The organism is Salmonella sp. 32031103-2018-00083-FB-01-SM-01 (genome assembly GCF_017571995.1).
Lineage (GTDB): Bacteria > Pseudomonadota > Gammaproteobacteria > Enterobacterales > Enterobacteriaceae > Salmonella > Salmonella enterica.
The window spans coordinates 217,285-231,956 of sequence record NZ_JAGEQL010000001.1; the positions used below are offsets into that span (position 1 = coordinate 217,285).

Annotated in this window: 13 protein-coding genes; 9 read left to right on the plus strand and 4 right to left on the minus strand. The window is 53.7% G+C overall.

Translation table 11 applies throughout. The features are described 5' to 3' along the window. Positions 1-23: 23 nt before the first annotated feature. Positions 24-2,198 (minus strand): ferric-rhodotorulic acid/ferric-coprogen receptor FhuE, encoded by a 2,175-nt coding sequence (gene fhuE, locus J4614_RS01020; RefSeq protein ID WP_111769360.1) that lies wholly within the window; start codon positions 2,196-2,198, stop codon positions 24-26. Between the two features lie 341 nt (positions 2,199-2,539). On the opposite strand from fhuE, the gene hinT reads away from it, so the two are divergent. The 8 genes from hinT to J4614_RS01060 all read left to right on the plus strand — a co-directional run bounded on the left by hinT (position 2,540) and on the right by J4614_RS01060 (position 8,612). Then, the gene (hinT, locus tag J4614_RS01025; protein ID WP_001532068.1) at positions 2,540-2,899 is read left to right on the plus strand and encodes a purine nucleoside phosphoramidase; all 360 of its coding nucleotides are present in this window, start codon (positions 2,540-2,542) and stop codon (positions 2,897-2,899) included. A gap of 2 nt (positions 2,900-2,901) precedes the next feature. Further along, complete coding sequence (locus J4614_RS01030) at positions 2,902-3,276, plus strand: YcfL family protein (RefSeq protein WP_000589563.1); 375 nt, start codon at positions 2,902-2,904, stop codon at positions 3,274-3,276. A 13-nt stretch (positions 3,277-3,289) separates the two neighbouring features. Continuing rightward, complete coding sequence (gene lpoB, locus J4614_RS01035; protein WP_000164359.1) at positions 3,290-3,928, plus strand: penicillin-binding protein activator LpoB; 639 nt, start codon at positions 3,290-3,292, stop codon at positions 3,926-3,928. Continuing rightward, the gene (gene thiK / locus J4614_RS01040; RefSeq protein ID WP_079900477.1) at positions 3,909-4,733 is read left to right on the plus strand and encodes a thiamine kinase; all 825 of its coding nucleotides are present in this window, start codon (positions 3,909-3,911) and stop codon (positions 4,731-4,733) included. The genes lpoB and thiK overlap by 20 nt, the downstream gene beginning before the upstream one ends. A 10-nt stretch (positions 4,734-4,743) precedes the next feature. Further along, on the plus strand, positions 4,744-5,769 hold the full coding sequence (gene nagZ, locus J4614_RS01045) for a beta-N-acetylhexosaminidase (protein WP_079900476.1): 1,026 nt from the start codon (positions 4,744-4,746) through the stop codon (positions 5,767-5,769). Positions 5,770-5,793: 24 nt separating this feature from the next. Further along, a complete protein-coding gene (gene ycfP / locus J4614_RS01050; RefSeq protein ID WP_000587945.1) occupies positions 5,794-6,336 on the plus strand; it encodes an alpha/beta hydrolase YcfP in 543 nt (180 codons plus the stop codon). Between the two features lie 253 nt (positions 6,337-6,589). Continuing rightward, entirely contained in the window at positions 6,590-7,894 is a 1,305-nt protein-coding gene (gene ndh / locus J4614_RS01055) for an NADH-quinone dehydrogenase (protein WP_000211053.1), read from the plus strand. A 178-nt stretch (positions 7,895-8,072) separates the two neighbouring features. Beyond that, on the plus strand, positions 8,073-8,612 hold the full coding sequence (locus J4614_RS01060) for a glycine zipper 2TM domain-containing protein (RefSeq protein WP_001043449.1): 540 nt from the start codon (positions 8,073-8,075) through the stop codon (positions 8,610-8,612). Between the two features lie 73 nt (positions 8,613-8,685). Here J4614_RS01060 and comR read toward each other — a convergent pair whose 3' ends face one another. Beyond that, positions 8,686-9,321, minus strand: coding sequence for a TetR family copper-responsive transcriptional repressor ComR (gene comR / locus J4614_RS01065; protein ID WP_000205986.1), 636 nt, complete (start codon positions 9,319-9,321; stop codon positions 8,686-8,688). Between the two features lie 241 nt (positions 9,322-9,562). On the opposite strand from comR, the gene bhsA reads away from it, so the two are divergent. Then, positions 9,563-9,820 carry a multiple stress resistance protein BhsA gene (gene bhsA / locus J4614_RS01070; RefSeq protein WP_000800161.1) on the plus strand — a complete coding sequence of 86 codons (258 nt, stop codon included), beginning with the start codon at positions 9,563-9,565 and terminating at the stop codon, positions 9,818-9,820. Between the two features lie 96 nt (positions 9,821-9,916). Here bhsA and J4614_RS01075 read toward each other — a convergent pair whose 3' ends face one another. Further along, the gene (locus tag J4614_RS01075) at positions 9,917-10,882 is read right to left on the minus strand and encodes a L,D-transpeptidase family protein (RefSeq protein WP_000482962.1); all 966 of its coding nucleotides are present in this window, start codon (positions 10,880-10,882) and stop codon (positions 9,917-9,919) included. Between the two features lie 147 nt (positions 10,883-11,029). Beyond that, complete coding sequence (gene mfd / locus J4614_RS01080) at positions 11,030-14,476, minus strand: transcription-repair coupling factor (RefSeq protein ID WP_001114323.1); 3,447 nt, start codon at positions 14,474-14,476, stop codon at positions 11,030-11,032. Positions 14,477-14,672 lie beyond the last annotated feature (196 nt).

The following is a 14,672-nucleotide window of genomic DNA, read 5'->3' on the forward strand; positions in this document are numbered from 1 at the left end:
ATATGCCGCTCTCCGACAGTCTGTCAGAACTGATAATTGGCGGTGAGGCTGACGTTACGCGGCGCGCCGTAAACAATGGAACCATCAATATTGGTGTCGTAGGTTTTATCGAACAGGTTGTTGATGTTTCCCTGTACGGAGAAATTTTTCGTCACCTGATAGCGGGTAAACAGATCGACCAGCGCATAGCTGCCCTGTTCGGCGCGAAAAGTGCCGTACGGCGTCGTGGTATCTTTGTAAACCCGATTCTGCCAGTTCACACCGCCGCCGACCGTCAGCTCCGGTATCGCCGGCAGACGATAGCGGGTGAATAACTTCACGCTGGTGCGCGGGAGATTAGGGTTCACGGCGTTACCTTCATTGTCCTCGGCAACATATCGGGTAGCCCCGAAAGTCATCTGCCAGTTATCGGTAATTGCGCCGTTCACTTCGAATTCGACGCCTTTGCTCACCGTTCCGTCAGTAGACTTCCAGGCAAACTCCCCATTATTGCCAGGGATGGGAATAGTGGTTGCCTGAGCGACGTTATTCTGCTCAATGCGGAACACGGACAACGTGGTGGTGAGGCGGCTGTTCATCCAGTCGGACTTCAGGCCCGCTTCATAGTTATTACCGGTAATCGGAGCCAGATATTGACCCGCTTTGTCGCGTTTATTCTGCGGCTGAAAGATAGAGGTATAACTGGCATAAGCGGACCAGTTGTCGTTGATATCATAAATCAGCCCGGCATACGGCGTGGTATGGTTTTTCTCCATGCTGTAGGTCAGTGTATCAACACGCCAGTTGGTATAACGAGCGCCAAGAATCAGATGCAGCGGGTCGGCCAGCGAAATGCGCGTAGCGGCATACAGCGATTTCATATGCGTGGTATCGTCCTGCGCCAGATTTTGTGGCGCCCAGTGGGTTTGGGGGAAATTACCGTTAAAGGCGCTGAAGTTGCCAATGTCGTCCGGAAAGACGTTCGCCCAGGCGCTAAAATAGCGGTTATTCTGTTTACTATAACTGCCGCCAAACATCATATTGTGCTGACGGCCAAACAGCTCATAAGCGCCATCGGCAAAGAGATCTATGGCATCTACTTTGCGCTTGCCGCTGTTCCAGCCCGTACCGCCGACCACGGGGTAGCTTGCGCCATAAGGACTCACCAGCGTACCTGTCTCTTTATCGACTAACGCATCGATATACATCATTTTACTGTCGAATTTGACCTCAGTATGGGTCGCATTCAGGGTCGCCTGCCAGCTTTCGGCAAAACGCTGCTTAAGCGTGACGAAGAATTTATTTATCTCTTTGTTGTTATAAGCCCAGTCCGGGGCGGTACTACGCGCGCGGTCATAGCTATTTTTGCTGCCATCGGTGTTCCAGCGCGGCAGACCGCCCCAGGTCGGGCTATTGACATCAATTTTTTGATATTCATAACCGGCTGAAAGGCCAGTGGTTGCACCCAGATCGGCATCGACAATTCCGGAAAAGAACGCTTTCTCACTGTTATAGCGGTCCAGCCAGGAATCATTATTCTGATAACCCGCCACGATGCGCCCACGGACATTGCCGTCTGCGGTGAGCGGACTTTGCAGATCCATGACGTAACGCTGCTTATTCCAGCTACCGTATTCTGTGGAGACGTTACCTTTGAACTCCCGACTGGTGGCGTGTTTACGAATCATATTAATTGAGGCAGAAGGATTGCCGGTTCCGGTCATCAGCCCATTCGCGCCGCGAACCACCTCCACGCGCTCATACAGCGCGGTATCCGTTAGCGCATCGCCCAGATTCCAGCGGGACTCAAAATACGTTGGAATACCGTCAACCATATAGTTGTCAATTTCAAACCCGCGCGAGTAATAGCTGATGCGATCGGAGTCAGCCTGACTTCCGCTGATCCCCAGCGTATTGGTCATCACCTCGCCCAGGGTTTGCAACTGCTGGTCTTCCATACGCTGTTGGCTGACAATACTGACCGACTGCGGGATATCGCGCTGAGTCATCGTCATTTTGGTGCCCGCAGCGGTCGTTTTCACGCTGTAATCCTGTTCTTCGCGGTTTACGGCGTCAGCGGTCGTCGCGCCCTCGACAATAACGGTATCCTCAGCCGCGAAGGCGGCAGGCATAAATGCCATCGCCATACCCATAGCTAACAGCGACGGTGCGGCGGTGGACTGAAGGTGTTTGTCCCGGCGGTATTGAATGAAAGACATCTGAAAATCCTTGCTTGTTATTGGGGTAAGTTCAGGACGTATGACGTTGAACCTTTTCATTCTTTGCTAGTTAATGCGCATAAAAATGCAAATGAGAAATATACGCATTTGTATTAAATGTGTAAAACGGTATAAACAGGCAAACTAAAAATATTTTTTAAGCGTACAAAGGCGTCATGGCAGGGGGATATGGCGGTAAGTCCAGCATGTAGTCATTTTTCGCTTAATAAATCGTGGGTTAAAGTTGAAAGAGCGTCGGTAACTCGCTCATACTCTATACTCGCAGTATGGCTCGGCGTAGCATGTGCGCTGCAAGGGCTATTATGAAAAAGGAAAACGTCGTGGCAGAAGAAACTATATTCAGCAAAATTATTCGTCGTGAAATCCCTTCGGATATCGTTTATCAGGATGAGCTGGTCACCGCCTTTCGTGATATTTCACCGCAGGCGCCGACGCATATCTTGATTATTCCCAATATCCTGATCCCAACCGTCAATGACGTGACGGCGGAACATGAACAGGCGTTAGGTCGGATGATCACCGTGGCGGCGAAAATCGCCGAACAGGAAGGCATTGCCGAAGATGGGTATCGTTTAATCATGAATACCAACCGTCATGGGGGCCAGGAGGTTTATCATATCCATATGCACCTACTGGGCGGCCGCCCGCTAGGCCCGATGCTGGCGCATAAAGGCTTGTAAGTATGATCAAAGGATGCATCGCGGTTTCTCTGGGCTTGCTGCTTCTTACCGGTTGCCGGTCACACCCTGAAATTCCGGTAAGCGACGCGCAGTCGCTGGTGATGGAGTCCACGGTTCTGGCGGCGGGCGTGACCGCAGAGCCGCCTGAGCTGACGGCGTCTGATATCCAGCCATCAGCCTCTTCCCGCGTCTATAACGAAAGGCAAGAGCCCATAACCGTTCATTATCGGTTTTACTGGTATGACGCGCGGGGGCTGGAGATGCATCCGTTGGAGGCGCCGCGTAGCGTAACCATACCCGCGCGTTCGTCGGTAACGCTATTTGGCAGCGCCAATTATCTGGGGGCGCATAAGGTCAGGCTTTATCTTTATTTGTGAGGAGTGAATTTTGATGACAAAAATGCATCGCTACGCTGCCATTGCTGCGCTGGCGATATTTCTCTCCGGGTGTATGGCGCAACGTCAACCTGCGCCAGTTGAAGAGGTAAAACCAGCGCCAGAACAACCCGCGCAGCCACCACAGCCTCCTGTTGTGCCGTCTGTGCCAACCATTCCACAGCAACCGGGGCCGATCGAACATGAAGATCAAACGGGCCAGCCAGCGCCTAAGGTGCGCCACTATGACTGGAACGGCGCGATGCAACCGCTGGTCAGCAAAATGTTGCAGGCTGATGGCGTGACGGCCGGAAGCGTATTGCTTGTCGACAGCGTGAATAACCGGACGAATGGGTCGTTAAATGCGAACGAGGCAACGGAAACGTTACGTAATGCGCTGGCGAACAACGGTAAATTTACGCTGGTCTCCGTACAGCAACTCTCGATGGCAAAACAGCAGTTAGGGTTGTCTCCGCAGGATAGTCTGGGAACGCGCAGTAAAGCTATTGGCATTGCGCGCAATGTCGGGGCGCAATATGTACTTTACTCCAGCGCATCCGGTAACGTTAACGCGCCTGCATTACAGATGCAGTTAATGCTGGTGCAAACGGGCGAGATAATCTGGTCAGGTAAAGGTGCGGTCCAACAACAATAATCCCTTAACGCGCGACGAGATCCTGTCGCGCTATTTTCCCCAGTATCGTCCCGCCGTCGCCGCATCGCAGGGGCTAAGCGGCGGGAGCTGTATTATTGCTCACGATACTCACCGTATCGTGCTGCGCCGTCATCAAGACCCCGAGGCTCCACCAGCCCATCTTTTACGTCATTACCGCGCCTTATCCCAATTGCCGGTCAGTCTTGCGCCGCGAGCGCTTTTTTATACGCCGGGCTGGATGGCGGTAGAATATCTGCATGGTGTGGTAAATTCCGCTCTGCCAGATGCCGACGAACTGGCGGCCTTACTGTATCATTTGCATCAACAGCCGCGTTTTGGCTGGCGTATCGCGCTATCGCCACTATTGGCGCAGTACTGGTCGTGTTGCGATCCGGCGAGGCGTACGCCGTTTTGGTTGCGGCGGCTCAAACAGTTGCAAAAAAACGGTGAACCTCGCCCGCTGCGGCTAGCGCCTTTGCATATGGATGTCCATGGCGACAATATAGTATTAACGTCCGCCGGGTTGAGACTGATTGACTGGGAGTATGCCGGCGACGGCGATATTGCGTTGGAGCTGGCGGCAGTATGGGTTGAGGATGAACGCCAGCACCGGCAACTGGCAGACGCTTATGCCGCGCGCGCGCGAATCAACGCCCGGCAGCTATGGCGACAGATACGATTATGGCACCCCTGGGTCATTATGCTAAAAGCAGGGTGGTTCGAATATCGCTGGCGACAAACCGGCGAGCAACAATTTATCAGGCTGGCCGATGAAACCTGGCGCCAGCTACGTATGAAAGGATAAGGAGAGCAGTGTGGGCCCAGTAATGTTGAATGTCGAAGGATGTGAGCTGGATGCGGAGGAGCGCGAGATACTGGCGCATCCGCTGGTTGGCGGGCTTATTCTGTTCACGCGTAATTACCATGACCCGGAACAGCTGCGCGAATTAGTGCGCCAGATTCGGGCGGCATCGCGTAACCATCTGGTGGTGGCCGTCGATCAGGAAGGCGGGCGCGTACAGCGTTTCCGTGACGGGTTTACCCGCCTGCCCGCGGCGCAATCTTTTTTTGCGCTGCATGGGCTGGAAGAGGGGGGACGACTGGCGCAGGAGGCAGGGTGGCTGATGGCCAGCGAAATGATCGCGATGGATATTGATATCAGTTTTGCGCCAGTGCTGGACGTCGGGCATATCAGCGCGGCAATTGGCGAGCGCTCCTATCATGCCGATCCCGCAAAAGCGTTGGCAATGGCAACGCGCTTTATTGACGGCATGCATGACGCCGGGATGAAAACGACCGGTAAGCATTTCCCCGGCCACGGCGCGGTCACGGCGGACTCCCACAAAGAGACGCCGTGCGATCCACGTCCTGAAACGGATATCCGTGGCAAAGATATGTCGGTGTTCCGCACGCTGATTAGCGAGAATAAACTGGATGCGATTATGCCTGCCCACGTGATCTACCGCGCTATCGATCCACGCCCGGCAAGCGGTTCGCCGTACTGGCTGAAAACGGTGCTGCGTCAGGAGTTAGGCTTTGACGGCGTCATTTTCTCCGACGATCTGTCGATGGAGGGCGCGGCGATTATGGGCAGCTATGCTGAGCGCGCTCAGGCGTCGCTGGATGCGGGTTGCGATATGATTCTGGTCTGCAATAATCGTAAAGGCGCAGTCAGCGTGTTGGATAATCTGTCGCCGATCAAAGCAGAACGTGTTACACGTTTGTATCATAAAGGTTCATTTTCACGCCGGGAGCTCATGGACTCAGCACGCTGGAAAACAGCCAGCGCCCAGCTCAACCAGTTACATGAACGCTGGCAGGAAGAAAAAGCAGGTCATTAACTCGAGTTTTCGTGAGGGTGCCAGATGATTATTTATTTACACGGTTTTGATTCAAATAGTCCGGGCAACCATGAAAAAGTGTTGCAATTACAGTTTATCGACCCGGATGTTCGGCTGGTAAGCTACAGTACGCGGCATCCTAAGCACGATATGCAGCATCTGCTGAAAGAAGTGGACAAAATGTTGCAGTTGAATGTGGACGAGCGCCCTTTAATCTGTGGCGTGGGGCTGGGCGGTTACTGGGCGGAGCGGATTGGCTTTTTGTGCGATATCCGTCAGGTGGTTTTTAACCCGAACCTGTTCCCCTATGAAAACATGGAGGGGAAAATCGATCGCCCGGAAGAATATGCGGACATCGCCACAAAGTGCGTGACCAACTTTCGCGAAAAAAATCGCGATCGTTGTCTGGTGATCCTCTCGCGTCATGACGAAGCGCTGGACAGCCAACGCTCAGCGCAAGCTCTTCACCCGTATTATGAAATTGTGTGGGATGAGGAACAGACTCACAAATTCAAAAATATTTCGCCGCATTTGCAACGTATCAAAGCGTTTAAAACGCTGGGGTAACGCCCCCGGCAATATGGCGTTATCAGTGACCGGATAACCAGCCTTGCGGCTGGTTTTTTTATGCTCAATTCTCGCAAGCTGTCTATCTTTTCAGCATGAAAACTTGATGCACATCAATTTTGGTATGACCAATGCACCGTTCATGCTATTCTCATATCAGAAGCTTATTCTCATTAACGTAACTTGTTGTTAATTAAAGGCTATACTAATAACGTTTAATTAACAATTGGTTAATAAATTTAAGGGGGTCACGTTGACTACACCATTAAAAAAGATCGTGATTGTCGGCGGCGGCGCTGGCGGGCTGGAAATGGCGACGCAGTTAGGCCATAAACTGGGGCGCAAGAAAAAAGCGAAAATCACGCTGGTAGACAGAAATCACAGCCATCTGTGGAAACCATTGCTGCACGAAGTGGCGACTGGCTCTCTGGACGAAGGCGTGGATGCGCTGAGCTATCTGGCTCATGCGCGTAATCATGGTTTCCAGTTCCAACTGGGGTCGGTGATGGATATCGATCGCGAAGCGAAAACCATCACCATTGCCGAGTTGCGTGATGAAAAGGGCGAACTGCTGGTGCCGGAGCGCAAAATCGCGTATGACACGCTGGTGATGGCGCTGGGCAGCACCTCTAATGATTTCAACACGCCGGGCGTGAAAGAGCACTGTATCTTCCTCGATAACCCGCATCAGGCGCGCCGTTTTCACCAGGAGATGCTGAACCTGTTCCTCAAGTATTCGGCTAATCTGGGCGCGAACGGTAAGGTCAATATCGCCATCGTTGGCGGCGGTGCGACGGGGGTTGAGCTGTCGGCTGAACTGCATAATGCGGTAAAACAGCTGCATAGCTATGGTTATAAGGGGCTGACCAACGACGCGCTGAACGTGACATTGGTTGAGGCTGGCGAGCGTATTCTGCCTGCGTTGCCGCCGCGTATCTCCAGCGCCGCGCATAATGAACTGACCAAACTGGGCGTTCGCGTGCTGACGCAAACTATGGTCACCAGCGCCGACGAAGGCGGTCTGCATACGAAAGAAGGTGAATATATTCAGGCCGATCTGATGGTGTGGGCGGCGGGTATCAAAGCGCCAGATTTTATGAAAGAGATTGGTGGTCTGGAAACGAACCGCATTAACCAACTGGTGGTGGAACCGACGCTGCAAACCACGCGCGATCCTGATATTTATGCGATTGGCGACTGCGCTTCCTGCGCACGTCCGGAGGGAGGTTTTGTGCCGCCTCGCGCTCAGGCGGCGCATCAGATGGCTACCTGCGCGATGAATAACATTCTGGCGCAGATGAATGGCAAACCGCTGAAAGCTTACCAGTATAAAGATCATGGTTCGCTGGTCTCTCTGTCCAACTTCTCTACCGTGGGTAGTCTGATGGGGAACCTGACCCGCGGTTCAATGATGATTGAAGGACGTATCGCCCGCTTCGTGTATATCTCGCTATACCGTATGCACCAGATAGCGCTGCATGGATACTTTAAAACTGGCCTGATGATGCTGGTGGGCAGTATTAACCGCGTCATTCGTCCGCGCCTGAAACTGCATTAATTTCTCTGCGCCTCACCGGCTGCTCGCGCCGGTGAGCGCTTCTCCATCACTCGCTTCGGAGTTGTCCGAATCCTTCAGCTTTACCGCCTCATCCCGCATTTTTCATCCTCATTCCGATTGGCTTTGTTCGCATACTGGTTGCAAAATTGTTACCAATAGCAACGAAGGAGGAACTCCCGTGAATAAATCAATGTTGGCGGGTATAGGGATTGGCGTAGCGGCTGCGCTGGGTGTGGCGGCAGTGGCCAGTCTCAACGTATTTGATCGTGGTCCGCAATATGCGCAGGTGATATCGGCTAAACCGATTAAAGAGACGGTAAAAACGCCGCGTCAGGAGTGCCGTAATGTCACGGTCACGCATCGCAGACCGGTTCAGGACGAAAACCGTATTGCCGGCTCGGTGCTTGGCGCAGTAGCAGGCGGCGTGATTGGACATCAATTTGGCGGCGGTCGTGGTAAAGATGTGGCGACGGTCGTCGGGGCACTGGGCGGCGGTTATGCTGGCAATCAAATCCAGGGATCAATGCAGGAAAGTGATACTTATACTACCACGCAGCAACGCTGTAAGACGGTGTATGACAAATCTGAAAAGATGCTTGGCTACGACGTGACCTATAAAATTGGCGATCAGCAGGGCAAAATCCGCATGGATAAAGACCCCGGAACGCAAATTCCCCTCGACGGCAATGGTCAACTGGTTCTGAATAACAAAGCATAAAAAAGCTGTACTCTGCAAGTTAGCCCCTCATTCGCTCAGGCTGAGGGGCTTTTTTTATCCGAAGCTGCGTCGTTCAGGACTTGAGCAGTTCAGGCCAGATGCGCAGGGTCGTACGCGTAATTTGCATCAGTTGTTCGAAGGTGGCTCCCTCGCGGGCGCTGATCGACATTCCCTGTAAAATACAGTTGATATATTCCGCGAGCGCCTGCGGGTTACAGTGCGCCGGAATTTCACCGCGCTCCTGACGTTGGCGCAAAAACTGGATGAGCGTCTGTTCCTGCATGGCGTGGCGTGATTTTACCGTGCGAGCGATATCGCGCGAGGAGGCGGCGAGGGTGGCGGACGTATTAATCATAAAGCAGCCAGCCGGCGTGTCCGTACTGGTAAAGCAGGCGGCAATTTCTGTGAAGTAATCTTCCAGCGCCGATTCCACGCTTTTCTCTTCACAAAAGAGCTGGGCTTCGTGCTTTGAGGCAAAGCGAGTGATGTAGCGATCCAGGACAGCGCGAAATAATCCTTCTTTGTTAGTGAATTCCGCATAGAGAGTAGGCGCTTTCGCCCCGGTAGCCTCTACGAGATCGGCAAGCGAAGTTGCTTCATAGCCGTGCTGCCAGAAGAGAGTCATGGCCTTATCAAGCGCAGCTTCCCTGTCGAACACTTTTGGTCGGCCACGGCTTTTCTTCGCGCAACTCGTGGTATCCGTTGTCATGATGCCGTTGTACCTGTTTAAAGAGCGGTCTCTCTATTATAAAAACAAACCACTTCTGGCTCCAGAGTATTCATTAGAAAAATAAATCAATTCTATTCACATGAAAAATAACATCTTTATAAATTATATAACGATCATTATAAAAAGAAGTTGACGTGTGATGTAGATCACATCTATGATTAACTTATCGATCGTTAAGTTAATGCTTACGACACCCATTCATCTGCTAAAGGTCATCACTATGAAAAACGTAAAAACCCTCATCGCTGCTGTGGTACTGAGTTCGCTCTCATTCGCCAGCTTCGCCGCCGTTGAAGTTCAGGCAACGCCAGAAGGTCAACAGAAGTTTGGCACCATTTCCGCGAATGGCGGCACGAATCTGGGCTCGCTGGAAGATCAGCTGGCGCAAAAAGCGCAGGAGATGGGGGCGAAGTCTTTCCGTATTACCTCTGTTACCGGCCCGAATACCCTTCACGGTACGGCGGTAATCTATAAGTAAGCATTAACCCTCATTAATGCCGCTGCGATTGCCACAATAAAAAGAGAAAGCCTCGCGATGCATCGCGAGGCTTTTTTGTCGGTCAGCTATTCACGCTTACAGCGACTGCGGTTTCGCCTCTGATTGACGGGTTACATCCACCGGCATTCCGGAGCGCACTTCCATAACATGTTCCATCACCGCGGCGTCGGTCTGCGGCGCGTCCTTAAAGGTCTGCATCGGGCCATTCAGCACAATCGGCAGCACCTGCGGATCGTCGCCTATGTTTTTAGACAGCGGCTGATGAACTTCCACCAGTCGCACGCCGCCTGGCTCCACCGAGGCTTTAATCGGCGTATTGATAATATTCACTTTGGTTCCCGGCGTGACCTGACGGAACAATGTCTCTATATCACCGTCGCGCAGACGGATACAGCCGGAACTGACGCGCATACCAATGCCAAAATCGGCATTCGTGCCATGTAACAGATAGACGCCGCCGTAGGCCGCTAAACGAATCGCGTGATGCCCCATTGGGTTATCGGGACCGGCAGGCACCACGGCGGGGAGATCGATGCCTTGCGCTTTATAACGGGCGCGAATATTGGCGGTCGGCGTCCAGGTTGGATTGGCGCGTTTATCCGAAATGGTCGTCACCATCGTTGGCGTCAGGGTATCGCCGCCCAGTTGGCCAATCCCGATAGGGTAGACCGTGACCGTATTTTTCCCCGGTTGATAATAGTAAAGCCGTAATTCCGCGAGGTTAATGACGATACCTTCACGTGGCGCGTCCGGTAGCAGCGTTTGCAGCGGAATCGTCAGCACGCTGCCTGCGCGTGGCACGTAAGGATCAATGCCGGGGTTGGCCTGTAACAGGGCTAAAAAGCCCACGTTATATTTTTTGGCGATCGCCTCCAGCGAGCCGCCGTCGTCTTCAACGACATGGAATTTATTTTCTCCCACCAGTCGACTGCCGGGGGGCGGAAGAGGCCACGTATTTGCCTGCGCGGGAAGGGCAAGCATGATGGTCGCGGTAAGCGCAAACAACGCCCACCAGCGAGAGAGTCGCGTATTGTTGAACATTATAATAAACCCATGATTATTATGTGGTTATTTTTATAAAAGAGGAAATAAGAATTATGGCGGCTGGCTGTGTCTGGAACTGCAGGGAAGTGCAAAGAATTTGTAAAGATTAGGCCGGACGCAGGGTAATGACGCCCGGCCTGACGCTTATGCAATAGCGTTTTCTTCCAGTTGCTGCATGAACTGGCGTACCCAGTCTATACGCGTTTTACGTTCGCTTAAATCCTGAATAAACTTGAGGCGCGTCGGGCCATCCAGACGGAAATGCTGCGGTTGTTTTTGCAGCAACCCGATAAGCCAGGCAGGGTCAACGTGGTTTTTCTCGGCGAACTCAATCGTTCCGCCTTTCTCGTTACCCTCCAGTTTTCGGATGCCGAGCTTTTGCGCCTGTTGGCGCAGGCGGGCGATATCCAGCAGATTACGCGCTGGATCGGGCAGCAGGCCGAAGCGATCGATCAATTCCACTTTGATCTCTTCCAGCTCGTTTTCGTTCTTCGCGCTGGCAATGCGTTTATAGAATGACAGTCGGGTATTAACATCCGGAATAAAATCATCCGGCAGTAACGACGGCATTCGCAGCTCGACTTCCGTTTGTTGACTGGTGAGATCTTCCAGCGAGGGTTCGCGGCCTGCTTTCAGCGCATCGACGGCGTTTTCCAGCAGTTCCATGTAGAGTGAGAAGCCGATGGTTTCCATTGAGCCGCTTTGCTCTTCGCCAAGCAGTTCGCCTGCGCCGCGGATCTCCAGATCGTGGGTCGCCAGCGCAAACCCGGCGCCTAAATCCTCCAGCGACGCAATCGCCTCCAGCCGTTTTTGCGCATCGGTGGTCATGGCCTTAGGATGTGGCGTCAATAGCCAGGCGTAGGCCTGGTGGTGCGAGCGCCCTACGCGGCCACGCAACTGGTGCAACTGCGCGAGGCCGAAATGATCCGCGCGTTCAATGATGATCGTGTTAGCGGTGGGAATGTCGATCCCCGTTTCGATAATGGTAGTACACACCAGCACGTTAAAACGTTGATGGTGGAAATCGTTCATGACCCGTTCCAGCTCACGTTCGCGCATCTGCCCGTGGCCTATAGCGATTCGCGCTTCCGGCACCAGTTCCGCCAGCCGCTCTGCGGCTTTCTGAATATTTTCGACGTCATTGTACAAATAGTAAACCTGACCGCCGCGCAGGATTTCACGCAGAATCGCTTCCCTTACTACCAGGCTATCATACTCACGGACAAAGGTTTTTACCGCCAGACGACGGGCAGGGGGGGTGGCGATAATGGAGAGATCGCGCATACCGCTCATCGCCATATTCAGCGTCCGCGGGATCGGCGTCGCCGTGAGCGTCAGAATATCGACATCGGCGCGCATCGCCTTGATTCGCTCTTTGTGGCGCACGCCGAAACGGTGCTCTTCATCGACAATCAGCAGGCCGAGGTCGCGCAGCTTCACATCGCTTTGTAGCAGTTTATGCGTACCGATCAGAATATCGATCTTACCCTCGGCGGCTTCCGCCAGGATTTGCGTCTGCTCTTTGGCGCTGCGAAAGCGGGACAGCATCTCAATGCGTACCGGCCAGTTGGCGAAACGGTCGCGGAAGTTGTCATAGTGTTGCTGCGCCAGCAGCGTAGTCGGCACCAGTACCGCCACCTGTTTATGGTTTTCCACCGCCAGGAACGCGGCGCGCATCGCCACTTCGGTTTTGCCGAAGCCGACGTCGCCGCACACCAGCCTGTCCATCGCCAGCGGTTGGCACATATCGCTCAATACGGCGTTAATCGCCTGTGCTTGATCGGGCGTCGTTTCAAACGGGAAGCTGTCGCAGAATAACTGATATTGCTCACGATCATGCTTAAAGGCAAAACCCTCTTTTGCCGCCCGTTGCGCATAAATATCCAACAGTTCCGCTGCGACATCGCGCACTTTTTCCGCCGCTTTCTGCCGGGCGCGCGACCAGGCGTCGCCGCCCAGTTTATGCAGCGGCGCACTTTCTTCCGCGCCGCCAGCATAGCGGCTAATCAGATGCAATGAGGAGACCGGCACATACAGTTTGGCGTCATTGGCGTAAGTGAGCATCAGATACTCACCCTTGATGCCGCCAGCCTCCAGCGTGGTCATGCCGGCATAACGCCCGACGCCGTGCTCCAGATGCACTACCGGTTGACCGACGTGGAGCTCCGCCAGGTTACGAATCAACGTATCCGGGTTGATCGTACGACGGGAATCCAGGCGGCGACGCGCGACCCGCTCACCCAGGAGATCGCTTTCACAAATCAGCGCCAGATTGCGTTGGGTGTCAATAAAACCATGTTCTGCGGCGCCAATCATCAGATAGCGCCCCGCATCCTGCGCCTCGTCCAGGCGTAATATCCGCTTCGGCGCGATTTTTATGCGAGCCAGGAGCTCTCCCAGCGCTTCGCGGCGTCCTTCGCTTTCCACCGAAAAAATCACCGGGCCGCTGAAAGATTCGAGGAACTTACGCAGCGCGTCCAGCGGCGCTTTCTGCTGCGCCTGGATAGCCAAATCCGGTAATTTCTGGAAACCGAGATTGGTATTGGCGGCTTTTTCCGGCAGATGGTCGGTTTTAAGCTGGAGGCGAGGCCAGCGTTTAAGCTCGGAAAAGAGCTCATCTACCCGTAGCCAGAGGGCTTCCGGCGGCAAAAGCGGGCGCATAGGATCGACGCCGCGATTTTCAAAACGCGCCAGCGTATCGGCCTGAAAGCGTTCGGCGCTGGTTTCCAGCGAGCCGGTATTCACCACCAGAGTATTGGCGGGGAAGTAGCTAAATAATGGCGGTAACGGTTCGCTGAAAAAGAGCGGCTGCCAGTATTCGATCCCGGCGGGCAGGGTGCCTTTGCTGACCTGCTGATAGATGTGCTCGGCGTCGCGTTTTACCTCAAAGGTATCGCGCCACTGGCTACGGAAAAGCTCAATAGCGGCTTTGTCGGTAGGAAATTCGTGCGCGGGCAACAAATTGATGGCCTCGACCTCCTCCAGCGTACGCTGGGTATCCGCGTCAAACAGACGCAGGCTGTCGATTTCATCATCAAAAAAGTCGAGGCGATAAGGCTGTTCGCTGCCCATCGGAAAGAGATCCAACAGCGCGCCGCGCGTCGCGTATTCGCCATGCTCCATCACCTGATCGACATGCCGATAACCGGCGCTGTCAAGCTGCGCGCGCAGAGCGTCGCGGGACAGCCGCTGGCCTTTTTTCATCACCAGCGCATGACCATGCAGATAGCTATGCGGACAAACGCGCTGCATCAGGGTGTTTACCGGTACAATCAAGACGCCGCGCTGCATCGACGGCAACTGGTAGAGTGTGGACAGGCGCGAAGAGATAATTTCCTGATGCGGGGAGAAGCTGTCATACGGTAGCGTTTCCCAGTCCGCCAGGTTCATGACCATCTGATCGGTAAACTGGCGGATTTCATCATGCAATCGCAGAGCATTTTGCATGTCAGGCGCTATGAGTACCACCGGACCGGCATGGCGTTCGGCTATCTCCGCCACCAGCGTAGCGCAGGCGGCGCCGGTAAGTTCGCCCAACTGGCGCTGATCGCCCGCTTTTGTCGGCAGCGTGTAACGTTGTTTTTCAGGCATAACGGTTGTCAGTATCTCTTTTTGTTTTACGCCGCACTCTACGCGTCACCCTTCAGGCTGCTTCATGGTTGGCTGCGCGCCGGGACAGCATGAAGGACTCAGGTATTCAGGGGCATATGACTGATAAGCAATGTTCTTTATTATCCGCGATCGTTGTTTATTAGCAAATTGAATCCGCCGGATAACACGTCGAACA